22 protein-coding genes are annotated in these 23,836 nt (G+C 55.3%); 16 read left to right on the top strand and 6 right to left on the bottom strand.

The window, feature by feature from the left end; genetic code table 11:
- The first annotated feature begins 178 nt into the window (after positions 1–178).
- The 14 genes from M5R41_06020 to M5R41_05955 all read left to right on the top strand — a co-directional run bounded on the left by M5R41_06020 (position 179) and on the right by M5R41_05955 (position 16,574).
- Positions 179–1,630 (top strand): type II secretion system F family protein, encoded by a 1,452-nt coding sequence (locus tag M5R41_06020; GenBank protein ID MCZ7555943.1) that lies wholly within the window; start codon positions 179–181, stop codon positions 1,628–1,630.
- Positions 1,590–3,386 carry an ATPase, T2SS/T4P/T4SS family gene (locus M5R41_06015; GenBank protein ID MCZ7555942.1) on the top strand — a complete coding sequence of 599 codons (1,797 nt, stop codon included), beginning with the start codon at positions 1,590–1,592 and terminating at the stop codon, positions 3,384–3,386. The genes M5R41_06020 and M5R41_06015 overlap by 41 nt, the downstream gene beginning before the upstream one ends.
- A gap of 147 nt (positions 3,387–3,533) precedes the next feature.
- Complete coding sequence (locus tag M5R41_06010; GenBank protein MCZ7555941.1) at positions 3,534–4,046, top strand: hypothetical protein; 513 nt, start codon at positions 3,534–3,536, stop codon at positions 4,044–4,046.
- Position 4,047: 1 nt separating this feature from the next.
- Positions 4,048–4,614 (top strand): hypothetical protein, encoded by a 567-nt coding sequence (locus tag M5R41_06005; GenBank protein ID MCZ7555940.1) that lies wholly within the window; start codon positions 4,048–4,050, stop codon positions 4,612–4,614.
- A 9-nt stretch (positions 4,615–4,623) separates the two neighbouring features.
- Entirely contained in the window at positions 4,624–5,652 is a 1,029-nt protein-coding gene (locus M5R41_06000) for a hypothetical protein (protein ID MCZ7555939.1), read from the top strand.
- A 252-nt stretch (positions 5,653–5,904) separates the two neighbouring features.
- A complete protein-coding gene (locus tag M5R41_05995) occupies positions 5,905–7,224 on the top strand; it encodes an ATPase, T2SS/T4P/T4SS family (protein ID MCZ7555938.1) in 1,320 nt (439 codons plus the stop codon).
- A gap of 18 nt (positions 7,225–7,242) precedes the next feature.
- Complete coding sequence (locus M5R41_05990) at positions 7,243–8,532, top strand: hypothetical protein (GenBank protein ID MCZ7555937.1); 1,290 nt, start codon at positions 7,243–7,245, stop codon at positions 8,530–8,532.
- An 18-nt stretch (positions 8,533–8,550) separates the two neighbouring features.
- Positions 8,551–8,886 carry a hypothetical protein gene (locus M5R41_05985; protein MCZ7555936.1) on the top strand — a complete coding sequence of 112 codons (336 nt, stop codon included), beginning with the start codon at positions 8,551–8,553 and terminating at the stop codon, positions 8,884–8,886.
- 2 nt (positions 8,887–8,888) lie between these two features.
- Complete coding sequence (gene pilO, locus M5R41_05980) at positions 8,889–9,797, top strand: type 4a pilus biogenesis protein PilO (GenBank protein ID MCZ7555935.1); 909 nt, start codon at positions 8,889–8,891, stop codon at positions 9,795–9,797.
- 8 nt (positions 9,798–9,805) lie between these two features.
- Positions 9,806–11,068 (top strand): type II and III secretion system protein, encoded by a 1,263-nt coding sequence (locus M5R41_05975; protein ID MCZ7555934.1) that lies wholly within the window; start codon positions 9,806–9,808, stop codon positions 11,066–11,068.
- An 85-nt stretch (positions 11,069–11,153) separates the two neighbouring features.
- Entirely contained in the window at positions 11,154–13,844 is a 2,691-nt protein-coding gene (locus M5R41_05970; GenBank protein MCZ7555933.1) for a PAS domain S-box protein, read from the top strand.
- 132 nt (positions 13,845–13,976) lie between these two features.
- Complete coding sequence (locus M5R41_05965) at positions 13,977–14,423, top strand: Rrf2 family transcriptional regulator (protein ID MCZ7555932.1); 447 nt, start codon at positions 13,977–13,979, stop codon at positions 14,421–14,423.
- 9 nt (positions 14,424–14,432) lie between these two features.
- Positions 14,433–15,965, top strand: coding sequence for an aldehyde dehydrogenase family protein (locus M5R41_05960; GenBank protein MCZ7555931.1), 1,533 nt, complete (start codon positions 14,433–14,435; stop codon positions 15,963–15,965).
- Positions 15,966–16,106: 141 nt separating this feature from the next.
- Positions 16,107–16,574, top strand: a complete 468-nt coding sequence (locus M5R41_05955; GenBank protein ID MCZ7555930.1) for a flavin reductase family protein — start codon at positions 16,107–16,109, stop codon at positions 16,572–16,574.
- Here M5R41_05955 and M5R41_05950 read toward each other — a convergent pair.
- Positions 16,561–17,979, bottom strand: coding sequence for a cation-efflux pump (locus M5R41_05950; protein ID MCZ7555929.1), 1,419 nt, complete (start codon positions 17,977–17,979; stop codon positions 16,561–16,563). The genes M5R41_05955 and M5R41_05950 overlap by 14 nt on opposite strands.
- An 89-nt stretch (positions 17,980–18,068) precedes the next feature.
- Here M5R41_05950 and upp point away from each other — a divergent pair, with 89 nt between their 5' ends.
- The gene (gene upp, locus M5R41_05945) at positions 18,069–18,713 is read left to right on the top strand and encodes a uracil phosphoribosyltransferase (protein ID MCZ7555928.1); all 645 of its coding nucleotides are present in this window, start codon (positions 18,069–18,071) and stop codon (positions 18,711–18,713) included.
- 103 nt (positions 18,714–18,816) lie between these two features.
- The gene (locus tag M5R41_05940; protein MCZ7555927.1) at positions 18,817–19,407 is read left to right on the top strand and encodes a hypothetical protein; all 591 of its coding nucleotides are present in this window, start codon (positions 18,817–18,819) and stop codon (positions 19,405–19,407) included.
- A 77-nt stretch (positions 19,408–19,484) separates the two neighbouring features.
- On the opposite strand, the gene M5R41_05935 is transcribed toward M5R41_05940, so the two are convergent.
- The 5 genes from M5R41_05935 to M5R41_05915 are packed head-to-tail and all read right to left on the bottom strand — an operon-like array spanning position 19,485 to position 23,822.
- Positions 19,485–20,777 (bottom strand): replication-associated recombination protein A, encoded by a 1,293-nt coding sequence (locus M5R41_05935; protein MCZ7555926.1) that lies wholly within the window; start codon positions 20,775–20,777, stop codon positions 19,485–19,487.
- Positions 20,778–20,780: 3 nt separating this feature from the next.
- Positions 20,781–21,473, bottom strand: coding sequence for a hypothetical protein (locus M5R41_05930; GenBank protein ID MCZ7555925.1), 693 nt, complete (start codon positions 21,471–21,473; stop codon positions 20,781–20,783).
- Positions 21,474–21,490: 17 nt separating this feature from the next.
- On the bottom strand, positions 21,491–22,141 hold the full coding sequence (locus M5R41_05925; GenBank protein MCZ7555924.1) for a sigma-70 family RNA polymerase sigma factor: 651 nt from the start codon (positions 22,139–22,141) through the stop codon (positions 21,491–21,493).
- A gap of 22 nt (positions 22,142–22,163) precedes the next feature.
- On the bottom strand, positions 22,164–23,207 hold the full coding sequence (holA, locus tag M5R41_05920) for a DNA polymerase III subunit delta (GenBank protein MCZ7555923.1): 1,044 nt from the start codon (positions 23,205–23,207) through the stop codon (positions 22,164–22,166).
- Positions 23,208–23,219: 12 nt separating this feature from the next.
- On the bottom strand, positions 23,220–23,822 hold the full coding sequence (locus tag M5R41_05915) for a peptidylprolyl isomerase (GenBank protein MCZ7555922.1): 603 nt from the start codon (positions 23,820–23,822) through the stop codon (positions 23,220–23,222).
- Positions 23,823–23,836: the final 14 nt, after the last annotated feature.

Raw genomic sequence — 23,836 nt, 5'->3', positions numbered from 1 at the left:
GAGCAGAAGGACAGGAGTAGAGGCCGATATCTCACCGCATCTTCCTTTCATGCTTGTAATGTGCGATTAAGTGTCTGTTAAGGTTGCCACGCTAACTTGTTGAGCGAGAATCCCTGCCAAGCGGAACTTCAAGCAGGGCATGAAAACTGAGGAAGCTGGACAGAAAAGGAAGTGCGATATGGCCGATTTTCGGTTTCAGGGGGTTGTTCCTTCGGGAAAGATCGTTCAGGGAACGATCACAGCCGGTAACGCGGCGGAAGCCAAGCGCAAGATACAAGACCTTTCCAAAGGCCGGTCGTTCAAGCTCGACAAGCTGGAGAAACGCCTGACCTTCGTGTACAAAGCGCAAAAAGGCGAAAAGGTGCTCGAGGGTGAGCAAAAGGCCTTTTCGAAAGAAGAGGTCGTGGCCGCGCTTACGGGTATGGGCTACAAGGTAGTCTTTGTCCGTAAAAAAGTCGGTTTGAATATCGGCACACCACCGGTTGCCGATGTAATCACCTTCGTGCGTTTGAGCGCAGACTTGCTGCGTGAAAAACTTCCCTTTAACGAAGTTCTGAATCTTCTGTCGAATGACATTGACAACAAGATGCTTCGGGAGACGCTCAAGGACATCAATGCGGATCTCCGGAAGGGTGCCGAAAGCGAGCGGGTCTTTCTGAAGTACGAAAATATTTTCGGAAAATTTACGGCCAAAATGCTCGGCCTCGCATCGAAGAGCGGTGCCATGGCCGAGATGTACGACTCAACCGCGAAATTCCTTGAGCGGCGTCTGGAGTTCAAGAAGAGCATGAAAAGCGCCATGCTCATGCCCATGATCACCTTGGTTCTGCTGGTGATCGCCGTGATTTTCTACGTGGCCTATATCTTCCCCGAGACAGCGCGCATGTTTCTCAAGTACGGCATCGAATTGCCCCCGATGACCGAAGCGACGCTGGAGATGTCGGACTGGCTTGTCGCAAATATCCATTGGTTCATCCTGCTCCTCATCGCCATGGGTGCGGGGCTCTTCGCACTGATCAAAAATCCCCGGGGCAGGGAATGGGTGGATAAAATATCCTTCCGCGTCCCCGTAATGGGTGCGCTGATTCACAAGACGGCCATAGAGGTTTTCTGCCGCGTGTTCTACAGCATGTACAGCGGTTCAGGAGAGAACATCGACATCATCAAAACCGCCGCCGAAGCCACGGGTAATACCTACTTTGAAAATCAAATCAAAACCATCACCATCCCGATGATGCTCAAGCACGGCAAGGGACTGCACGAGTCCTTTGAAGCGGCGGGGGTATTTACGAAAACCGCGCTTTCGCGTTTCCACGCCGGTGCGGAAACGGGTATGGTGCGGGAAACGTCGTTGCAGCTGGCGAATTATTACGAGCGCGAAACGACCTATAAACTGAAGTCCGTGGTGGATTTCATGCAACTCTGGGTGGCCCTGATCATCATGATCGTCATGACCGCCATTACCATCGTCTCCTCCGAAACAGCCGTCATCAAGCCCAAGAGTGCACCGGGCATGGGCAGCATTGCGGATTATCTGCTGCTGTTCACTGCGGGAGGCGTATTTCAGGATAGAATAAGGAATTTCGTCAATGGATGCCGCAGCCTCCTTACTGGAACGCAAAGTCGATAAAGTCGGCGTAGCGCTCCTGCATAAGGGCATCGTCGATCGCGAAACGATCAGCAAAGCCCTGACCGCCAAGGAGCGTGAAGTCGGGAACAAGAGCCGCAGTCTCGCCGAGATTCTCGTCGAGGAATTCAAGCTCGATCACCACACCGTGTTCTCGGAAGTGGCGCGCATCTATGCCTTCAAGACCCTGAAGGTGGACGAAGCCATGACGGAACGCCGGATCAACGTCATCAAACAGCTGGTCGAATCGCTGAACCAGGAACAGCGCGCGATGCTGTTCAAGTCGAAAACTCTTCCGATGCAGTTCGACAGCCGTACACCGGATAAGCTCATCCTGGTCTCGGCGATTCCAATCCACAGGGACATCCCGCGTGTCGCGAATCTGTTCCGTGCACTCAAATATGAAGTGTATTACGCGGATCTCCCCAGCCTGCAGCCCCATCTCGACAATGTCCTTCGAGGAGACAACATCTTCCTCGAAAGTCTCAAGGACATGGAAGGGGAAATGGAGGAGGTTGATACCGAATCGGGAATCGACGAAGCGGAACTCGATGCGGAGATCAACAAGTCCATGCTGGTCAACCTCTTCGAGGGGTGTCTCATCGAAGCGGTACGGCAGGGAGTCAGCGATATTCACATTTTTCCGACGTCGTTGACGACGACGGAATTCCACTTCCGTTCCGACGGAAAACTGCAACTGTGGAACCGTGTCGACGGAACGCGCCCCGAAGCTGTTCTGGCTGTGGTCAAGGATCGTTCGATGAACATCGACCGCTTCGAGCGCGAATCGGCGCAGGACGGTTTTATTCAGCGTACGATCGACAATACCGTGATTCGCTTCCGTGTGTCCGTGCTGCCCATCGCCGGTTCGGAATTTGCCATGAAATTCGAGAGCATCGTCATACGTGTTCTCGACAGCCGCAAAGTGATCAAGGACATCGCGAAAATCGGTTTTCAACCGAAAGCGCTGGAATGGTTCAAAACATCGATCTCCAAACCACAGGGCATGGTCATCCTTACCGGTCCGACAGGAAGCGGGAAGAGTACCACGCTGGTTGCGGCCCTCTACTCTGTCATCACGCCGCAGGTCAACGTCCTGACCGTCGAGGATCCGGTCGAATACGTGATCGACGGTGCACGTCAGATCAAGATCAGCCACAAGGTCGATTTTGAAGCGGCGATTCGGGCCATACTCCGTCACGATCCCGATATCGTCATGGTGGGCGAGATGCGCGACAAGGCCACGGCGGATGTGGCGATCAAGCTGGCAAATACCGGTCACCTCACCTTCTCGACGCTGCATACCAACGACGCTCCCAGCGCGGTCACACGTCTGTTCAAGATGGGCATCGAAACCTTCCTCATTGCCTATGCGATCAATCTCGTGGTGGCGCAGCGTCTGATGCGGCGCTTGTGTCCCAAGTGCAAGCGGGAAGTGCGGGATCTGAACATCCCCGAATTGAAAAATGTTGGTTTTACAGAAGAGGAAATCCGGAATACGACATTTTACGAAGCGGTCGGATGCAGCTCCTGTGTCAAGGGCTATAAGGGCCGGGTCGCTATTCATGAAGCGCTCTTCTTCTCCCGGGCTGTGCGTCAGGCAATCTTCGACTCCGGAGAGGAAATTGATGAGGAGAAGGTGCGTCAAATCGCCATCTCCGAAGGCATGCTCACCCTGCGCGCCTCTGCGCGTGAGCGCGTCAAGGAGGGGACGACGTCCGTGGCCGAAGTGATCGCCGCAACCATGTCCGACGATTGATGCGGCCGGTGTGCTGAAGAATGAATCTGAACAAAATGTAATGTGAATGTAATGAGACTGTCAGGCAGCGAACGATTTCATGACCTATATTCATGGCACGTGTGGTAACAGAACGCAACAGAATCAGCAGGAAAGCGAGGTAGCACGATGAATTCCGGACAAATGGCATTGACGATAGGGGCATTTATGCTCCTCGGTACCGTCATGCTCAACTTTCGTGCCCTGAATTTTCAGAACGAAGATGTGCTGGACGGTAACGAGTACACGCAGAAAGCCGTCGCTATAGGACGTTCGTTGTTCGAGGAAATGGCACAGCGGCCCTTCGACGCGAGTATTGCGGGTGGGAAGTGGATACGGCAGGCCTCGGATCTCACATCCTGTGGTCCCGGCGTCGGCGTCTATCCCAACTTCGACGATTTCGACGATTTTCACGGATCGGTGTTCCGCAGCCCGCAGCCGGGTACCACACCCACGACGGCGACACCCAGGTGTCTCTGGGAAACCTGGGGGTACCGTGTTGCGGTATCGGTACGCTACGTCTCGGAATCAAATCCGAATCTCGCCGTATCCGGCTACACGTTCTCCAAACGTGCGGATCTTGTGATCACAAACGACTTTTCTCCCGATACAGTCCGTATGTCATACCTGGCCACATACTAATATGAGCAGTCATCTGGATATCATCGGTTCGGTGGTCATCGCGGGTATGATCATCCTGAACTTCGCCTTTTTCCAGGGCGAGAGGCAAAACTCGCAGGTTGAATCCGTCAACAAAATCGTCCAGCAGGGTGATGTGACCGAAGTCACCAGCACGCTGCGGCATGATATCATGAAAGCCGGTTTCGGCTGTGATACGCTGAAAATCCTGCAGTCGTCCGCTCGGATTTTCACCTTCCGCTGCGACCTCGGGAACGATGGAAAGATCGATACCATCAGCTATACTTTTGGAGATTACAGCCCCAATACCGTTTGGACCAATACGGCCGAGTTGCCTCTCTTCCGTATCGTGAACGGGCGGAAGGTGCAGGGCGCCGACCTCGGAATCGTTCGCGGGTACTTCAAGTACTATCGCCTTGACCCGACGTACAAGAAACTCATCGAAACCACCGCTCCGGCCGATGTCAAGGCGATTACGGTGGGTATGCGCCTGAAGAGTTCCATGTCTTCGGAGGACGGGTATCAGTACTCGCAGAACGAGTTCACCATCACTCCGAAAAATCTGAAATAGGAGGCGGCAATGGGTCAGCAATCATTTATCATCGTCGCGCTATCCACCCTGCTCCTCTCCATTTCCCTGTTGGGATTCATGGGTATGTGGGATTACTCGAACGAAACCACTGCCTCCCTCTTCGAACGCGAGCAGGCCCTGAACGTCGCCCGCAGCGGGGTCAATATGGCAGTCAGCCGGCTGCGTCGTGAGAAAAATTGGCGCATGGGTTTCACGAGTGTAGGGGTGGCGGGCGGCACGACCTCTGTGCGCGTGACCGATATCGGTATCGATTCGGTACGGATTCAGTCCCGCGGACTGATCAACGGAGCCGTGCACAACATCCTCGTGGAAGCAAAATTGAGTTCCATATTTCCCAATGTGGAAAGCGCCCTGACGGTATTCGGTGATTCCGTCTCCTTTACCAACAGCGGAACAGCCTTTGATATAGACGGACGCGACTGGAATATTGACGGGACCATGGGCTCTTCGACGGCTGTTCATGGAATCGGTGTGCAGACAAGTAAGATCGTAGGAGATGTCACAAAACAGGTGACGACCAATGGCGTGGAGGACAGAATATGGGGTGCCGGCGGACAGCCCAGCATCGGTCAGTTCGGGGCTACTGATCTGATCAGTCTGCAAAATTTCTATAAAGCGCGGAGAACGATCTTGTTACCCGCAGGAAAATATGCGAGCAACTCTACCTTCGGCAGTCTGGCGAAGCCGGAAATTGTCCATGTCCCGGGTGATCTCGAATGGACAGGGACGATCACGGGAGCAGGTATCCTCGTCGTCGATGGTCAACTCATCATGAAGGGTGGAGTCAAATGGCAAGGAATCATCCTCGCGCTCTCGGGTGACGTACGAATCGAACTCGGCGGTACGGGAACCCCGTCCATTCTTGGTACGGTGTGGGTTGGTAATACCGATCCCAGCAAGGTGACAAACGTGCACGTCAACGGGAATCCCTCGGTGAAGTATAGCTACCAGACGCTCAGTACGGTGCTCGGCAATCTCGGCCTTCTGGCTGTGGAAATTTACAAGTACTATGAGTAACGAGGAGAGCAGCATCATGTACTGCGGCATAAAGAATTACGGCGACACGTCCCTTACACTCTCCACGGCATCCGGCATTGTCGCACGTACGACGCGAGACTGCATCTTAAAGTTTTTTATGAGCCAATATTCCGAAACTCTTGAAAACCTCGTATATTCATAACGTGCGTCCCAGGACACCCGCGCGGAATCACATAGCTTCCGCCGCTGAGCCCACTTGAGTCCGTACCACGTCAACGATCATGCCTGCCCATGAATGACGCCAGCGTCGATACTGCTCAACGGATCACCCATACCGCGCATACGGTGCGCGGAAAAGGGGAGGAACCCGTCATAGCCGAAAAAGTCATCTCCAATGCCCTGAAGGTCATGGAGTATGTCGTTCGTGATATGCCCGGCCATTATTACGGGACGGAGCGACAGGAATACATCGCTAAACAGCTCGAATCTCTCGACGACAAGGCCGTCCAGGTGTTGCGCTATTTCTATGAGCGCGTCCTTGAGTACATGCGCTCCGTCGAAGCATCCGATATTGACATCGGCAGTTTCGGAACGCGGGGGGAAATTTGGTTTCGTGTGCATGGGAACAAGCTGCCGCAAACAGCGCTGCCGCGACTCGAATCGCCCTTCGCCGATGTGTTGATCCAATCGCTGGTGCTGCCGCGACAACGGAATCTTCTGCTGGAACAGCGCAGCCTGGATTTCTCCTATCAGACCACCGTCAATGGCGAAATGTTCAGGTATCGCGGCACCGCGTACTTTGATCTCGATGCCGTGGGCATGAACATGCGCGCCATCACCGCCAAAATACGGCCGTACTCGACATACAATTTCCATCCGAATATCACGAACATCGTCAACCTCAAGCATACCAAAGAGGGCCTGATCCTGGTGACCGGTATTACCGGCTCCGGGAAAAGTACGACGCTCGACGCGATTATTGACGCCAATAACAGTTCCGTTGACTCGCACATCATCATCATCGGCTCGCCGATCGAGTACGTCCATACCCCGGGACGATCCGTAATCCGGCATCGCGAAGTCGGCAGAGATGTGCTGTCTTTCAAAGACGGCACGGTACAGGCCTTGCGTCAGGATCCCGACATCGTGGTCATCGGCGAAATGCGCGATCCCGAGACGATTATGTCCGCGTTGGAAATCACCGACTCCGGTCACAAGGTCTTCTCTACCTTGCACACGTCCTCCGCCGTTGAGAGCATAGACCGCATCATCGGTGAGGTTCCACCTCTGGAACAGGACCGGGTGCGCAACCGGCTTGCGGACGTGCTGCGACTGGTCGTCTCCCAGAAGCTGGTGCCGACAGTGGATCGAAAGAGAACGCTGGCCAAGGAGGTGCTGATCGTGACTCCTTCCGTACGTGCCGCGATCAAGAACGGAAACACCGGCGAAATCTATCAGATGATCACCGAAGGTGGAGCGCTGGGGATGATCACCATGGAGCAGGATCTTTTCCGCCTGTACCAGCAGAAAATCATCAGCATTGACGAAGCCGTCAATCATGCGAATAACAAGAAGCGCATCAAGCAGCTGATCAGCAAGCAGGTTGCATAAACCCCTGAACAACACGCTATGAGCACACAGAAACGGCCGCAAAAAGTCTGCATTGGTATTTCGATCGAGGGCGCAACGCTGCGTCTCGCGGTCGTGGGCCGAATCGGACTCAAGCTCAACATCATGGATCTCGCTTCCATGCCGCTGCCGGTGAAGCAATTCACAGGGAGTATGGATGAGGAAGCGCCGAAGAACGACAATCCCTTTGAGCAGGGGGCCGGCGGAGGTGACGCCGATACAGAGGAAAATATCGATTATTCCTCTATACGGGAATTCATCGCAACGCACTATCAACCGCGCGCTTCTTTCGCAATGTCGTTCGAAGATCCGCATGTTCGAACGATCCTCCTGCAAACCGATAAAAAGGACACCAACGCGAAGATTCGCGCCCGGGTGGTTGAGGAAATCAACAAAACCCTGAATATGCAACTCCCGAAACAGGCGATTGCGCAAACACGCGCCGGGAGTAAGCATGCGTTGACGATAGCGAGTGTTGACCAGTCTCCGCTCGTGGAAATCTGCTCGTCACCACAAGGGGGGGACAAGCGCTCGCCGCGTATCGAGTTCATTACGAGCAACGACATCGCTCTCATAAACATGGTCCGTGTGCACTTCCCGGCCAAGCCGAACGAGTTATTGCATGTGATTCATGTCGATGAGGATGTCACGCATTTCTACGTGATGCGAGGCCATGACATCGAGTATATCGGTCCGCCGATCCAGCAGGGCGCGCATGATGCGCATCTCGTTTCAACGCTGTACAATCGTATTGAACTGACCGCGGAGAATGCAGGGTACGTGAGCCCTGACCGAGTTGTTTTGAGCGGCAAAGCGGAAGAGATCGGACTGAAGGAAGAAATTCTCGAGAACAACCCGCAGGTCGTCTTCCATTCACTTCGCCGACTTCGCATCGGTCACTCCGATGACAAGGCCATCCTTCAGGAAATGAGCAGCTACGTAGTGCCTGTTTCACTTGCATGGCAGGCCCTGCAGCCGAAGAATGAGCATTTCTATCGCCTCGACATTACGCCGCAGAAGATTCTCCAGGATCAGAAAATCTTCAAGCTGGCGTGGCACGGTGTCGTCTTATTGTTGGGACTTTTTGTTCTGGTCACCATCCTGACCATTATGGTGCTCGAGCGTCAGGATCAAATTTCCGCAATAGATTCAGAACTGCGTTTCAGTAAACAGCAGCTCGCCGAACAACAGCAAATCGTTGATCAGATCAACGAGTTGGAATCGCGATCCCAGGCAATCCGCACAGCAACGCTGACGCTCGATACCCTGCTCGTCGGCAGTGAAACCTAGTCGGAGACGCTGGATACGTTGGCACAGGCAACCGCGCGCCTCGGGAATGTATGGGTGAGTGAGCTGAAATTTGAAAAAGATGGCGGGACTGCCGTTGTCGGATACGCGCTGCAGAGGCCGGGCATTCCTTCACTGTCCAACAGCATTGGCCTGACCAGACTTCGGGAGGTCACTGTGCAGGAGATCGGGAAAGCAAAGGTTTTCCGTTACGACATGAGTTTGAAAATCGATAGTCTGTATCCCTATTCCGGCTCCCGCGCTGCGGTGTGGCACGACTCCGTTCGTACCGCCATCGGCGAAATTCCGGTCTCCGCTCCGTCACCGGCCACGAATAGCCAGGGGAAAGGAGAGTAGCCATGCCATACGCCATACGCAATAGTATTGTTCTCGCGGTGTTACTGCTTCTGGCAGCCGGGGCGGGCTTCGGGTATATCTATTTCGAACAGGAACCGCGTCTGGAGGAGCTCCAGACCGAGCGCGCCACGTTGCAGCAACAGCTCGGAAATCCCGATGAACTGTTCGACCGCCTGCTCGAGGTCCAGGAACGCGTCGAACTCCTCAACGCCTCCTGGAGGCAGCGCCCGAAAACACTCCCGAGCGAGGAAATCGCCAGCCGTACAAATCAGTATCTCAACGATATCCTGATGTACACTCCCGATCTGGATCTCAATGTGTTTACCGAGGAGCAGGTCGAACAGAGCGGCTGCGGCTACATTCGCTATCATCTTGCGGGGCAGGGTCCGTTTGCAAGTTTCGGCCGCATGGTCCAGTACCTGGAATACGGCCCCAGACTTATGAAGCTGGCCAATTTCGATATCCGCGAAGTCCATAAAGTGAACGATGACATGGGGCGCATTGAACATACCGTCCAGTTCGATGTGGACGTGTTCGCGTATTATTCCAATCAGGAACCCTTTGCCGATACGCTCACCACCTTGTCCCTCGCTTCGACGTCGTTCCTTCCTTTCGGACACGATCCGTTCCGCTCGCTTATTACGCCGGAAATTCCACCGAATACGTTTGATTTGCCCAATGTTGAGCAATCGACGCTTCTGGCAATAATGAAGGGTAAAGCCTTCATCAGTGACCAGAACAATCAGCTCGTCATGCTCAGCGAAGGCGACGAAGTCTATCTCGGTTACGTCTCCAAAATCATGCCCGAAAGGCGGCAGGTGCTCTTCCTGCTCAACAAAGGCGGCATGATAGAACGCTTTATTCTCACACTTCGCCTCGAACCACAGAACATCGGTTCCAAACGGAAATGAGGTCTCCCATGAACATGCGCCACTTTCTCATCGTCCTGCTTCTCCTTTGCGCTGCAACGTATGCCGCAGCGCAGGAGCGACTCCCGGTGCGGGAATATACTCCTCCGGAGGAACTGATCTCCATCGATGCCGAAGCGACATTTACGCAGGCGGTGGAGATCTTCAACGCCGCAAGCAAACGCTTCCGCAGCAAGCCCATCATCTACGATGGTGATAGCAAGGACAAAATCGGCATCAACATCGTGAACATGCACTGGTTCGATGCCTTCGAGCTGGTTCTGAAAGCGCTTGCGCATTGGTATATCGACTCCGAGGACTTCACCCGTGTGTACGCACTGTCCAAGCAGGCGGCGAAGTCCGAGGAGAAAATGGTCAAGGCGGCCGAGGCCTTGCAGACGCGTGAGGTACAGATCAGCGCGGTATTTTTCGAAGCCAATCGCAGTGAACTCGAACGGCTGGGTCTTGACTGGTTCCTGACAAATTCCACGCCTTCGACATCTGTGGGTATACTGAATTCCGTAACCGGGACCACCTCCTTCAAAGAGGCGGACGATGGAGGCGGGGAAGGTGAAACGGAAATCGAAACAGGCAATATCACTACCCTTGCCATCGGAAATGGGACTGTCGAATTGCTCGCGGCATTGAAGGCGTTCCAATCCGAAAATCTTGGTGAATTGATCTCGAGCCCGAACATCACCGTTCGCTCCGGTGAGAAAGGCCGCATACAGGTAGGACAGGATATTTCCATCAAACAGAAGGACTTCGCCGGTAACACGACGGAGAAATTTTTCAGCACCGGTACGATCATTGAAGTCACACCGACCGTCATCGTACAGGATTCCATTGAATTCGTGAATCTCGAAATCAGCGCCGAACGCAGCACAGCCCTTCCGGACGTCGTTTCCACGATCATCAACAAAACTCTTGCAACCACATCCGTCGTGCTGATCGACGGCGAAGAGACAGTGGTGGGCGGTCTTGTTTCGAACGAGGCGAAAAACATCCGACGGGGCGTCCCTTTTCTCAAGGATCTTCCGTGGTGGGTCTTCGGCCTCCGCTACCTCTTCGGCTATGAAGAAACGACCATTGACAAAAAGGAATTGATCATTGTCCTGAAAGCGAATATCGTTCCAACTCTGCAAAAACGTATCGCCACACGGATGAACGAAATACGTAACGGACAGCAATCACTGTTGAATGAAGCCAACAGGCTCGAGGCGTTGCGCCAGAATTTGCTGAACCAGATTGAACTGGCCCGGCAAAATCGTTGACCGCCGCTGAAATGGATGAAGTCTTTCACAGAAGCGCGCCGCGTATGATGGGTGCTATCATCGTGTGCCAGAATCGAGACACAGCATGAAGCTTTTTTCCAACCTTTCCATTCGCGTCAAGCTTACCGCCGTCGTGTCGTTGCTGTTCTGGACGGTTTCCATTTTCATATTCATCTTTTTTCCGTCGCGGTTGAAGGAACAGGCGCAGGAAAGTCTTCACGCCCGGTCTGAGGCGCTCGCCGGCTCCACGGCGCTGATCTTTGGACGGGATTCCACGCTGAAATCGCAGGAAGTTGTGGACCTGGCCATCGAAAGCGCGAAGCAGGATACACTGCTGTCCTATCTCCTGCTCTATGACAATGACGGCCGGTTGCTGTACGCGCACGGGCAAGATATCGCTGAAAGGGCCGATTATAGCAGCACCTTGGACCGTTTTTCGCCCACGGGCGGCATCTCGAAATCCGCTGTCGCAGTGATGAACGGGGAGACGCGCATCGGGACTCTGTACCTGGGGCTTTCGACGCGTATCATCGATGAGCAGGTCGCTGGCAGTCAGACCTCCATTGCGCTGATCAGTCTCATCATCTTCCTGATCGGTGTGCTCACGGTGATCGGTGTGGCCACGGTGATCACAAATCCATTGCGCAGTATGGTCCAGACCGTCGAACAGATAGCCGGCGGTGATTTCGTGAAACGCGCACATGTCTCTTCGCAGGACGAGGTTGGTCACCTTGCCTTTTCATTCAATCAAATGGTAAGCAACCTCAAAGACGCGTACGACGAACTGGAAGAAGCGAATCTCACACTAGAACAGCGTGTCGGCGAGCGTACGAAGGAACTCAACGAGGAGATCGACGAACGCAGGCGCGTCGAAGAAGCATTGCGCGATAGCGAATCACGACAGCGTGCCGTGCTGAGTGCCTTGCCTGACCTCATGTTGTTACGTGATGGCAGCGGAATGTACTCCCCGGACCCTGTGCTCTTGATTCCTCCTGGAACGCTGCAGACGGATATGACACGTGAACAGTTCGCCTGGAGTCTGATGGCGCAATTTGAGCAACCCTTCAAGGTGGCTCTCGAAACGGGCGAAGTACAGCTCAAGGAATACTCGATCCCATTTGCCCACGGAATACGGTATTTTGAAGCCCGTATCGCACCCTGTGGGATTGACCAGACCGTGACGATCGTTCGTGAGATCACAGACCGGAAACGAGCGGAAGCGCAATTGCATCTTCAGAGCACCGCGCTGGAAGCTGCTGCCAACGCCATCGTCATTACCGATCTCTCCGGCGCCATCATCTGGGTCAATGCCGCGTTCTCGCAGATGAGCGGATACACGCAGTTGGAAGCTCTCGGCAAACCACTGCACATCGACGCTCCCGGAAATGAAAACAGCGAACTGCGTGCCTTGATCTGGCGTACGGTGCTTGCCGGGCGCGTGTGGCAAGGTGAACTTCCCGCGCGTCGGAAAGATGGTACCGAGTACATCGAGGAACAGACCATCACGCCGGTCAAGGATGAATTCGGGAATATTACGCATTTCGTCGCCATCAAGAGCGATATCTCCGAGCGAAAGAAAATCGAGCAATCATTGATCGCCGCGAAGGAATCCGTCGAAGCCGCCGATAAGCTCAAGGATGCCTTTATCGCAAACATTTCGCATGGCATTCGGACGCCGCTATACATCATGATCGGCTATCTGAAACATATTTCCTCCGAGCTACGGCCTGCGATGAACAAGGAACAGGACAAGTATTTCAGCTTTGTGTTCGAGTCCGCCGACAAACTAACGAAATCCATCGATATCATTCTGGATATCTCGCGGCTGCAGACAGGAACCATCGAATTTCACGATACGGAGATTTCCCTCAAACGACTGATCGAAGACCGCGTCAACGATGCCCGTACGCTCTCCGAAACGAAATCGCTCGCGCTGTCCTTCGACAATCAGATCGGCGACGCGCGGGTACGCACCGATGAGGGCTTCCTCGCCAAGAGTATTGAAAGTCTGCTCGACAATGCCATCAAGTTTACCCGGAAGGGATATGTTGAAGTCCGGCTCTATCAGCGGGACACGGGGGAAATTGCCATCGATGTAGAAGATACCGGCATCGGAATTTCCGAGGAATATCAGAACAAGATGTTTCTCGGATCGCTTGGCAACACCGGAGATAGTGGCCACGCGCTGGAAGGCGTCGGACTGGGCCTCGCGCTGGTACGCCGGTATCTGGAGCAGATTGGCGGACGTATCACCATCAAGAGTGCGCGTGGCGTTGGTTCCATATTCACCCTTACGCTTCCGGAGCGCATTATCGTTTCCACGACCCGACCCGAATCCGGAGTGTTACCCGAGAAAAGGCATTTCGTCGCGCCGGTTCTGCCTCTTTCTGCTGAAGACCGAAAACTTCCCAATTTGCTCGTCGTCGAAGATGACGCCGACACCCGGCAGTTCATGCGCATCACACTGAAGAAGCACTACAATGTGTTCACCGCCGAGAGCGTGGCTGAGGCGCATGATGCGCTCATGAGCAAGGACATCAACATCATCATCGCGGATGTTTCTCTGGGTGGTGAGGAGAGCGGTCTAGATTTTGTGAGCGATATGCGTCGCATTCCCCGCTATACGCATGTCCCTGTGATTGCGGTTACCGCGCATGCATTCGGATCCGACAGAGAGCGCTGCCTCAGCGCGGGCTGCAACCGGTATTTTGCGAAACCGGTGGACCACGCCATGCTTCTGAAAACCATGGAAGAGTTGCTCGCCGCTGCGATATAAGGGTTGCATCCACTTCCGTGACACGCGAGAGACCGGATTGGCGATACCTCACCGACGGATTTCCCGTTGTGACCCCTTGACAGACATCTCCGGATTTGCGAAATTTGTTACAGGATCTGTAACAATTATCGCATGTCTGCTTCTACCAAACTCTTCACAGCCATTCAAGCTCTCTGCTTCCTCGCGGAGGCGGGAGAGCATTCGCTTTCCAGTGAAGAGCTTTCGCGTCGTATGGGAACGCATCCCTCGCGCTTACGGAATATCCTTTCCATGCTCGTCCGCGGGGGTGTCGTCCGGAGTACGCGCGGAAGTGCGGGCGGTTTTCTTCTCGCCAAACCGGCCCGAGCGATCCATCTTCAGGAAGTCTATTGCTCCGTCGAAACAGAGAAGGCCTTCCACCTCGATGTGGGCAAGGGGAACGCTTCGACACAGAACGACGCCGGTCTTCTGCATGCCTGGTTTCTCGATCTGTTCGCCGATATTCAAATACGCATTGAAGACGAGATGCGCGGCATAACGCTCGCGCAGGTTCTCGAACGCATACAGTCAACTGTCACAACGTCTCAATTGCCAAGGTGAGGTGCATTCATGGAGTTTCTCAACGTCCTGGGAATCAGGGAGATCAATTACGGCGCTTCGTCGGGTCAGGAGTGGTATACATCCACCACCGCCGGCGTCATTGACGTTCATTCTCCGGCCACAGGAGAATTCATCGCGAAAGTGTATCAGGCCTCCGAGGAGGATTATGAGAAAGTCATGCAAAAGGCTGCTGAGGCCTTCGCATGGTGGCGAACCGTTCCCGCGCCCAAGCGTGGAGAAATCGTCCGCATCATCGGCAACAAGCTGCGCGAATACAAGCAGCCTCTGGGAATGCTGGTCTCCTTCGAGATGGGTAAATCGTTGCAGGAGGGCCTGGGTGAGGTCCAGGAGATGATTGATATCTGCGACTTCGCCGTCGGTCAGTCACGCCAGCTCTACGGCTTCACCATGCATTCAGAGCGCGAAAAACATCGCATGTACGATCAGTATCATCCCCTCGGTGTGGTACTGACCATTTCCGCATTCAACTTCCCCGTTGCGGTATGGTCCTGGAACGCGATGATCGCGGCGGTGTGCGGCGATGTGAATCTCTGGAAACCATCATCGAAAGTGCCGCTTACCGCCATCGCCTGCCAGAATATTATCGGAGAGGTGCTCAAGGAGCATAATCTTCCTGAAGGCTTGTTCTCCCTTGTCATCGGAAAGGGAGCGACCATCGGCGAGCGCATGCTCAACGATAAACGCATCCCGCTCGTGTCTGTCACCGGTTCAACGGCCGTGGGCCGTCACGCCAACGAAGTCGTTGCGCGTCGCTTTGGCCGCGCCATTCTCGAACTGGGCGGAAACAATGCGATCATTCTCTCGCCGCATGCCAACCTGAAGATGGCGGTGCCAGCCATTGTCTTCGGTGCCGTGGGCACAGCGGGTCAGCGCTGTACCACCACGCGACGCCTCATCATTCACGACAGCATCTACGACACGGTCAAAGACGCCATTGTGAAGGCCTACACGTCTCTGCGCATCGGTACGCCGATGGACGAGAGCAATCATGTCGGTCCCCTCATCGATACCGCAGCCGTGGCGATGTTCACCAAGGCGCTCGAACTCGCCCGTGCGGAAGGTGGCGCGGTGATATACGGCGGAGAGGTGCTCACCGGACCCGGTTTTGAGTCCGGATGCTACGTCCGTCCGGCTATCGTAGAGGCCGAGAATCATTTCCACATCGTGCAGGAAGAGACCTTCGCCCCGATTCTCTATCTGATCAAGTACTCGGGAGAGGTCGAAAACGCGATCGCTCTTCAGAATGGTGTCGTGCAGGGACTCTCTTCGGCCATTTTCACGGACAAACTGCAGGAGGCCGAGACCTTCCTCTCGCATTGGGGATCCGACTGTGGTATCGCCAACGTGAATATCGGTACCTCGGGTGCGGAAATTGGCGGAGCGTTCGGCGGCGAGAAGGAAACCGGCGGCGGACGCGAATCCGGCTCCGACGCATGGAAAGCCTACATGCGGCGTCAGACCAACACCATCAACTACGGCTCCTCGCTGCCTCTCGCACAGGGCATCAAATTCGACATCTAAGGTTCTTTCATTCAAAGCGGGCGCCCCGGACTCCCCGGGGCGCTTTTTTTGCATTTTCCGTGTTATGGTATATCCCGGTGCGCACAACACGTCGCACACGTATGAATGGCCAATTGGAGATTTTCGATGACTGAGCAAAGTATGCGATTCCGACAAGTCCTCGGATCCTTTGTCACAGGAGTGACTATCGTGACGACACGATTCGGGAATGAATATGTCGGACTGACAATAAATTCTTTCACATCGGTTTCCCTGGAGCCGATGCTGATACAGATCAACATCGCAAAAAACACAACCTCACACGATGCGATCGAGGAAAGCGGACGGTTTGTCGTAAATATCCTCGCCGAGGATCAACAGCTGCTTTCAACGGTATTCGCCGGCGCTCCGCCGGCGGACCGCTTCAAGCACGCAACCGTGTGGGAGACGGACTCCGGTTGTCCGGTGATCGAGGGCTCCATCGCATATTTGGACGTGCGGGTAACAGCCGTCTACGATGGTGGCGATCACAGTATCTTTCTGGCGGAAGTGCAGGATATGCGAGTCCTGCGCGACGCTCCGCCGCTTTTGTACTTTCGCGGGAAATACGGAAGACTCACAGAAATGTAGGAGTATCGTCGACGGGTTCGGCGTGCAGAAAGACATTCCTGATGCGAGCGTCGAGTCCCTTGATTTCACCCTCGAGTGCGTCAATGACGCCGTGCATTTCCGCCAGGGAGAGACGGGCGGGGAGCTGTATACACGCGCTGAATTTCAGCCCTTCCACAGTATCGTAACAGCGGATGCCGGATCCGCCACGGACGTCGGGCGTGCGCAGAAACAGTGCTTCAGCGTCACACACAATCCGGTGTTCACGTCCCGTGACGTCCCTCCCGGGAAGTGCGGTGACCATCTCTTCCTCGAGGTGAATGCGCACCTCGCGCATCAGCGGAAGGGCAGTGCGTATCCTGTCTTCGACTTCCGTAGCCAGCGTATGCGCGTCGGTAAAACTCGTTCCTTGCGGATACTCAATGTCGAAATCCAGAACATACCCGTCCTCCACCCACAGTATCTGCACGTTGTGCGCCGTCAGTCCGCTCTGCCGCACGAGCCATTCAATGTGGTCGGAGAGTTTTTCCCGTATGCCCACGACGGGTTCGGAGTGAACGATCACATCCATACGCGGAAACTCCCGGGCGAGTGCGGCCTCCACTGCGTCAACTATGCGGTGCGCCCTGTCGAACCAGGTCGTACGCTGTATGCCTATCACGAGATTCACGAAGAGCGCGCCGCCGGAAGGCCGCAAGCGAAGGGAGCGGATACTCTCGACTCCGTCCACTTCCAGGATTACCTGCCGGACGCTTTCCTCTACGCCTTCCGGAACCCTGTCGAGCAATCCATCGATCGTGCGCCGCCCAAGGCGGACGCTGATCCCGATAACAATGAATGCGACCACTGCCGCCGCTATTGCATCTGCTTCCGGAAACCCGATCGCGACGGTAACAAGCCCGAGCAACACGACGGAGGAACTGTAAATGTCCGTCTGGAAATGCAGAGCGTCCGCTTCGAGGGCCTGGGCTGTTGTATTTTTCGCGATGCGCATGAGTGCGCGTGAACGCGAAATGTCCACGACAATAGAAATGATGATGACAGCGAACGCATACACGTTCAGATCGATGTGCACAGCGCCGGTGGCAAGCCGGTCCCATGCCTCGTAGAGAATCCAACCGCATGTGACGAGCAGCAGGAGTGTTTCGAACAGCGCAGAAAGATTTTCAATTTTTCCGTGACCGAACTGATGATCCCTGTCCGGCGGACGGTCGGAAATGCGTACCGCGACCAGCGTCACGAGTGCAGCCACAAGATCGAGCCCTGAGTGCAGGGCTTCAGACAGTATGCCCAGAGAACCGGTCCATAATCCCACACCGAGTTTCAGTCCGGTTAAAGCCACTGCCGCAATCACGGACGTCATTGCGACGCGGTGTTTTTCCCTTACCATGACTTCGTGATCGTGAGCCGGGACGGATGGTTGCATGCATGAAAAATACCGCATAACCGTGTCAGACGGAAGCGCAAAAAATCGTCCTGTATTGATGCTGGTCTTCCGGCAATGTATGTTTCCATATGGAGCATTCATCAATACCGTCCACGTTGCACGTTTCACGCCACCCCGCGGTAGCCGCCGATATGAGCGTCATGCGTGCGGCGTCTACCACCAGACGGGAGTTCCGCGCTGCCCTCCGGCGCATCGCGCGCGTGCTGACTCTCGAGGCATCGTCAACGCTCGAAACGCGTTCCGTAGTCATACAGACGCCGCTGGAGGAAACGGAGGGCGTCGAAGTCCTGCGCCGCGTGATTCTCGTACCTATCCTGCGTGCGGGTCTCGGTATGCTCGATGGTGCGCTGGATGTGTTTCCCAATGCCGCTGTCGGACATCTCGGTATGTATCGCAACGAGCGGACGCTGGAAAGCGTGTCGTACTATACCAAACTTCCGTCACATCTCGCCGACAGTGAGGTGCTACTGCTCGATCCCATGTTGGCGACCGGAGGAAGCGCGTTGGCGGCGCTAAACCAATTACGTGCCGCGGGTGCCGGACGCATCCGGCTCCTGGCCCTTGTCGCCGCTCCTCCGGGCGTACACGTCATTGCGCAACACGATCCCGATCTGCACATGTATGTCGCGGCGTTGGACCGCCAACTCGATGACAACGGCTATATCCGTCCGGGCCTCGGGGATGCGGGGGACAGACTGTTTGGTACGGAATGAGCACTAACAGATGTCGCAAGGTGAGAGCTGACGCATGAGGGCGTTCACGGCACATCGAGCAGCGTTACTGATCACTCTTGGCGCACACGCTGTTTTCCTTCTGATGGCATCAATCATCTATCTGCGCGAGGTGGTCAAAACGGAGCGCCAGCTCTATTTCGTGCTTACCGAAGCTGATACCGAATTGCGCGATACCCCGGCGCCCGCAAAGCCTCTTGAGCATGCTGCGAGCCGCGTCGTCCCCGTACCGTCGCCGCCGCAAACCGTGCAGCAACGGATACCGGAAACACAGGTAGCGGAGGTTGACGTCTTTATACCGAAACCGGATAGCGCCCGCGTCTGGACTCCACCGAAGCGTGTACTGGATCCCGAAATCACACCGGAGCAGGCCTGGGTGGAATTGACGCGACTGATCGGGGAGTATCCGCAATACAAGGATATGGTGGTGAGGGAAATGCTCGCGGGTTCGGGCTTCGTTCGCGATTCGCTTCCGCCGGTCAGCTTCCGTCTTGAGGATGTGATGAAATTTGAGCAGTTCGTCCCGTCATGGGTCATCGAAGCGGCCAGGGTTCAGGGCAGCTATGGTGGATACAACCCGGTGTTGGGCTACCGCCGTGCAGAGCAATACACGGGACCGCAACTCAACGTCATTCAGGCGTTGAAGTTTCTGATCGATCTCATTGGAGGAGAGTGACGAAGAAAGCTCGCTCCGGCAGAGCACATGCTGTCCGTCGCTGACGGGGGGAGCTGGTGCTGAGAGTGCGCCAGATTTCAGCTTCTGCGGCGTTTCCACAGCGTTCGGAGATGTTCCCGAATCCGGGCTTCGCGTCCTTCTTCCGTGGGTTCGTAGTATATCCTGTCTTTCAGCTCGTCGGGCAGATAGTGCTGTTCCACGAAATGTCCGGCGAAATCATGGGCGTATTTGTAACCCTTGCCGTAGCCCTGGGATTTCATCAGGCTCGTCGGGGCGTTGCGCAGATGCAGTGGCACGGGATAGGGCGGAAGTGCGCGGATGTCCGCGTAGGCCTTTTCAATGCCGAGGTAGGCGGCATTGCTTTTCCCGGTACTGGCGAGAAAGGTGGCGGTTTGTGCGAGAACGATCCGCGCTTCGGGCATGCCAATCGCATGCACCGCCTGAAAGCATGCTGTCGCGAGTAGCAGGGCGTTCGGATCGGCGTTGCCGATGTCCTCGGATGCGAGCACAATAAGGCGGCGGGCGACGAACAGCGGATCCTCGCCTCCCTCGAGCATGCGCGCCATCCAGTACAGCGCCGCGTCCGGATCGCTGCCGCGTACGGATTTGATGAAGGCGGAAATGATGTTATAATGTTCCTCCCCGCCTTTGTCGTACTTGGCGAAAGCGCGCTGGAAGGCCTCTTCGAGTACCGCCTGAGTGATGACGACTTTCCCATCCTGCTCTGCAAGCAGGCAGCACATTTCGAGCCCGTTGAGCAGCGTTCTGGCATCGCCTCCGCTGTACGCAATCAGCATATCCGCATCCTCGATGCGTACGTCAAGTCGGGAGAGAGCGACATCCGTGTCGAGCGCGCGCTGCAATATCGTCTGGAGATCCTCCATGGTGAGAGGATTCAGAATGAACGTCCGCGCGCGCGAACGCAGCGGCGGGATGATTTCAAAGGACGGATTTTCCGTTGTCGCACCGATGAGCACGATGTCACCCTGTTCCACTGCCTGCAGCAACGCATCTTGCTGCGATTTGTTGAAGCGGTGAATCTCATCGATAAAGAGAATGGTTTGTCTCTCACCCAACTCCCAGCGACGCTTTTTCGCCGCCTCGATAATGGCACGCACATCTTTGACACCGGAGGACACAGCCGAAAGCTGCTCGAACACGGCCTTGCTCGTACCGCTCAGCAAACGTGCGAGCGTGGTTTTCCCCGATCCGGGTGGACCCCACAGTATCATACTGAAAAGCGCTCCACGCTCCATCATTTGCGTGAGGGGCTTACCGGGCGCTATGAGGTGACGCTGCCCGACGTATTCGGCGATGTTGCGGGGACGCTGCCGCTCCGCGAGGGGGACGGCCGGGAGGACGGCATCCATGAGTTAACGGGGATTGGGTTGGTTCGGCGGTCTTCTGTCCATTTGCAGCTTCCGAAGAGAATCCAAACGCCGCATGACGCTATCCTGCGGCGAACTGAATTCCGGATCATAGTCAAAATCACCGCGGGTTCTGAATTTCAATTCGTTGGACTCTGTCGCGTTGGCTTCCTCGCGAACCTCGGGACTTCTTCGCGCGGGGGCGGGGGCGGGCGTTCTTGTGACCGGCGGTGGGGGCATAGGCCGAAGTTCTGGTTGTCGCGCAGCCGGAGGAGTAGCAGGAGAGGAAGGAGAAGGGGGAGGCAGCTTCTCCTTCACGACGGGTTGTTGGGCCGGTTGGTCGATGTCCTGTTGCTCAGGAAGGACCTGTTCCGCCGGCGTTTCCTGTTCCGACCGGAAAGTCTCTTCGACGAAGGATGCGCGGTACACGTACACAGACACCGCAAGCACAACGACAGTCGCAACGGCCCCGTAGGCGAATGCCGGGATTTGGTACCCGCCTTCACGGGCCGGCATAAAAAAACGCTTCCACCACGGCAGGGCTTCGACGTGGCGCAGCGCGTTGAGCTTTTCGTTGAGATGGTGCTGAAAATCCAGAGGGGCGTTGACTTTCGGCAATGAGCGGAGGTCCCGAAGCAATGCATCGTATCCGGGCTCCGGATGCTGTTCCGCGTCTCGATGTTCTCTTGTCTCATTCATGACACATACCGGAGCAATTATGCATAGAGGTCTTTGAGAAGTTCCTGAAGTTGTGCGCGTCCACGGTTGATGCGGGACTTCACCGTGCCGATGGGCATACCGATAATCTCGGCGATCTCTTCATAGCTCAATTCCTGAATGTCCCGCAGGATGACAGCTTCGCGGAACGCTTCGGGAAGTTGCTCGAGTGATTTCTGAATCCGTTCGTAGAGCAGGGCGCTGTCGGCACGCCTGTCGGGGAGGGGGTCTTCGACCGAGAGCGGGAGTACGTAATCGTCGTCGTTTTCACGCTCAATCACGAGCGGAATGCTTCCTTTTCGATACGATTTTCGAAGCTCGCTTTTCGCCAGATTTCCCGCAATTGTGTAAATCCAGGTGGAAAATCGGGCGATGGTCTTGTACAGATGTCGCTTTCTGTACACGCGGATGAAGGTTTCCTGAAGGATATCGGCTGCGTCGTCATTGGAACCCACGAAACGGAAAATGTAATTCATCAGCGGGTTCTGAAATCGCTCCACCAGTATATCGAAAGCGGGGAGCACATCGCGCTGAAACAGCAGCATCAGTTCTTCATCAGACAGCGCATCGAGTGTCGAACGGTCCAGTTTTCGATCACCGATAAGGCGTTCTACTTTCTGTTCGAGAGAAAGTTCCTGCTCCTGTTCCATGAATGCCGCCAATTGTAAGACATTACTTCCTTGTCAGCTGCGCGACGAGCCGGGTGATGGCGATGTCTGCCGAGACAGGAAGGGTTTTTATTGCCAGATCCGCTTCGAGGAAAAATTCAAAGCACCGTTCAAAATACTCAGAATCCCTGAAATTCGTAACGTACTGGCGGGCGTTTTCTACCTGCCAGCCGAACACCGCCCCCAGATTGCGCGCGTCTTCATCCGTGGCGCGCCCGTTGAAACTGTAGCTCCGGATCTTCCAAAGCAGCAACATCTGCCGAAACAGCGTATTCAGTATCATCACCGGCTCCTCGGTCACCAAAACGCGTACCAGGATGTTTTGCGCGAGCATACCGTTCCGCGCAGAAACCGCATTGCTCAACTCGAACACGTTGAACTCCCTTGACGCGCCGAGATGTGTGTATACCTCGTCAACGCCTATTGTCGCGGCGTCGGGCACGGCGGTAAGGATCTTTTCGATTTCCGATGACAACACGCGTGCGCTGTTCCCCTTCAGCGTATTGAAAACGGTGCAGGCCTCGGGGGTGATTCGTTTCCCCGTCGCAAGGAACTCCGCAACTATCCACTCTTGTGCGGCGGCATCCTTGAGTGCCTTGAACTCCAGTACAGCAGCCGGTCCCTTCTGCCGCTCGACGTCCGTAAGAAAGGATGGTACGTCCATGCTTTTTTTAGCGGAGCTCCCGGCCTTTTTTCTTCCGCTTCCGGACAGCGCCTCGGCGCAGAGGATGAGCACGGTGTCCGGATTGGGGTTTCGAAGGTACTGCTGCAAGGGAGAAGCGGCGAAAAATTTATCGCTCTCCTTTACCATGACCACGCGCTTGTCCGCCATGAACGGGAAGGAATTCGCCGAAGAGACCACGTCTTCTGCCTTGTGCTCCGTGCCGCGAAAGACGTGATAGTTGAACGAGCGGTCGCCGTCCAGCAAGGCGGCGTCGGCAATGGCTTTCGCGGAGCGCTCAACGAGGAAATCCTCCTCCCCGTGCAACAGGTACACGGGAAGGAGGTTTCTTTTCGCGAGCTGCTTGCGGAGATCCGATTCGGTCATTGCTTCCGGATGTCAGTCCGCAGTCTTGATGGTCACCTTCTTCATCGGAATGTTCGTCTTGGGACGATCTCCGGGAGCGGTCGGCTGCGCCGCAATCTTGTCTATGGTCTCGATGCCCTTGGTGACGCGGCCGAAAATGGTGTACAGCGGAGGCAGTTGGTAATCCTTGTGCATAATGAAGAACTGGCTGCTGTTGGTGTTTGGTCCGCGGTTGGCCATGGCCACCACGCCGCGCTTGTACCCGGTCTTGTACAGCTCGGAGTTCTTGTCGATTTCATCGTTGAACGTCGCGCCGTAAATACTCTCGCCGCCCGAACCGGTACCGGTGGGATCTCCGCCCTGAATCATGAAACCGCTGATGACGCGATGGAAGAGCACGCCGTTGTAAAAGCCGCGCTTGGCCAATTGCACGAAATTCTCTACGGTCTTCGGGGCATCTTTTCGATAGAATTCGATCTCGATAGTTCCGTGATCGGTTTCAATGACGGCTATTTCATTGGTCACTTTGGCGGTCTCCTTGCTTTTGGTTTTGGTGGTCTTCTGTGCAGTGGCCGTCAGGCTCGTTACGGTCAGCAGGACGGTGAGGGCCAGAAGGGAGAAGATGGCTTTATGCATCGTGTACTCCTTGT

The organism is Bacteroidia bacterium (assembly GCA_027493955.1).
GTDB lineage: Bacteria > Bacteroidota > Ignavibacteria > SZUA-365 > SZUA-365 > JAOSJT01.
The sequence above is the reverse complement of the archived record's forward strand: the minus strand, read 5'-3'. Positions and strand labels throughout refer to the sequence as shown.

Excerpts from the sequence above, each read along its gene's own strand:
- M5R41_06020 (MCZ7555943.1), top strand. The coding sequence starts at position 179 with ATGGCCGATTTTCGGTTTCAGGGGGTTGTTCCTTCGGGAAAGATCGTT.
- M5R41_06015 (MCZ7555942.1), top strand. The coding sequence starts at position 1,590 with ATGGATGCCGCAGCCTCCTTACTGGAACGCAAAGTCGATAAAGTCGGC.
- M5R41_06010 (MCZ7555941.1), top strand. The coding sequence starts at position 3,534 with ATGAATTCCGGACAAATGGCATTGACGATAGGGGCATTTATGCTCCTC.
- M5R41_06005 (MCZ7555940.1), top strand. The coding sequence starts at position 4,048 with ATGAGCAGTCATCTGGATATCATCGGTTCGGTGGTCATCGCGGGTATG.
- M5R41_06000 (MCZ7555939.1), top strand. The coding sequence starts at position 4,624 with ATGGGTCAGCAATCATTTATCATCGTCGCGCTATCCACCCTGCTCCTC.
- M5R41_05995 (MCZ7555938.1), top strand. The coding sequence starts at position 5,905 with ATGAATGACGCCAGCGTCGATACTGCTCAACGGATCACCCATACCGCG.
- M5R41_05990 (MCZ7555937.1), top strand. The coding sequence starts at position 7,243 with ATGAGCACACAGAAACGGCCGCAAAAAGTCTGCATTGGTATTTCGATC.
- pilO (MCZ7555935.1), top strand. The coding sequence starts at position 8,889 with ATGCCATACGCCATACGCAATAGTATTGTTCTCGCGGTGTTACTGCTT.
- M5R41_05975 (MCZ7555934.1), top strand. The coding sequence starts at position 9,806 with ATGAACATGCGCCACTTTCTCATCGTCCTGCTTCTCCTTTGCGCTGCA.
- M5R41_05970 (MCZ7555933.1), top strand. The coding sequence starts at position 11,154 with ATGAAGCTTTTTTCCAACCTTTCCATTCGCGTCAAGCTTACCGCCGTC.
- M5R41_05965 (MCZ7555932.1), top strand. The coding sequence starts at position 13,977 with ATGTCTGCTTCTACCAAACTCTTCACAGCCATTCAAGCTCTCTGCTTC.
- M5R41_05960 (MCZ7555931.1), top strand. The coding sequence starts at position 14,433 with ATGGAGTTTCTCAACGTCCTGGGAATCAGGGAGATCAATTACGGCGCT.
- M5R41_05955 (MCZ7555930.1), top strand. The coding sequence starts at position 16,107 with ATGCGATTCCGACAAGTCCTCGGATCCTTTGTCACAGGAGTGACTATC.
- M5R41_05950 (MCZ7555929.1), bottom strand. The coding sequence starts at position 17,979 with ATGCAACCATCCGTCCCGGCTCACGATCACGAAGTCATGGTAAGGGAA.
- upp (MCZ7555928.1), top strand. The coding sequence starts at position 18,069 with ATGGAGCATTCATCAATACCGTCCACGTTGCACGTTTCACGCCACCCC.
- M5R41_05940 (MCZ7555927.1), top strand. The coding sequence starts at position 18,817 with ATGGCATCAATCATCTATCTGCGCGAGGTGGTCAAAACGGAGCGCCAG.
- M5R41_05935 (MCZ7555926.1), bottom strand. The coding sequence starts at position 20,777 with ATGGATGCCGTCCTCCCGGCCGTCCCCCTCGCGGAGCGGCAGCGTCCC.
- M5R41_05930 (MCZ7555925.1), bottom strand. The coding sequence starts at position 21,473 with ATGAATGAGACAAGAGAACATCGAGACGCGGAACAGCATCCGGAGCCC.
- M5R41_05925 (MCZ7555924.1), bottom strand. The coding sequence starts at position 22,141 with ATGGAACAGGAGCAGGAACTTTCTCTCGAACAGAAAGTAGAACGCCTT.
- holA (MCZ7555923.1), bottom strand. The coding sequence starts at position 23,207 with ATGACCGAATCGGATCTCCGCAAGCAGCTCGCGAAAAGAAACCTCCTT.
- M5R41_05915 (MCZ7555922.1), bottom strand. The coding sequence starts at position 23,822 with ATGCATAAAGCCATCTTCTCCCTTCTGGCCCTCACCGTCCTGCTGACC.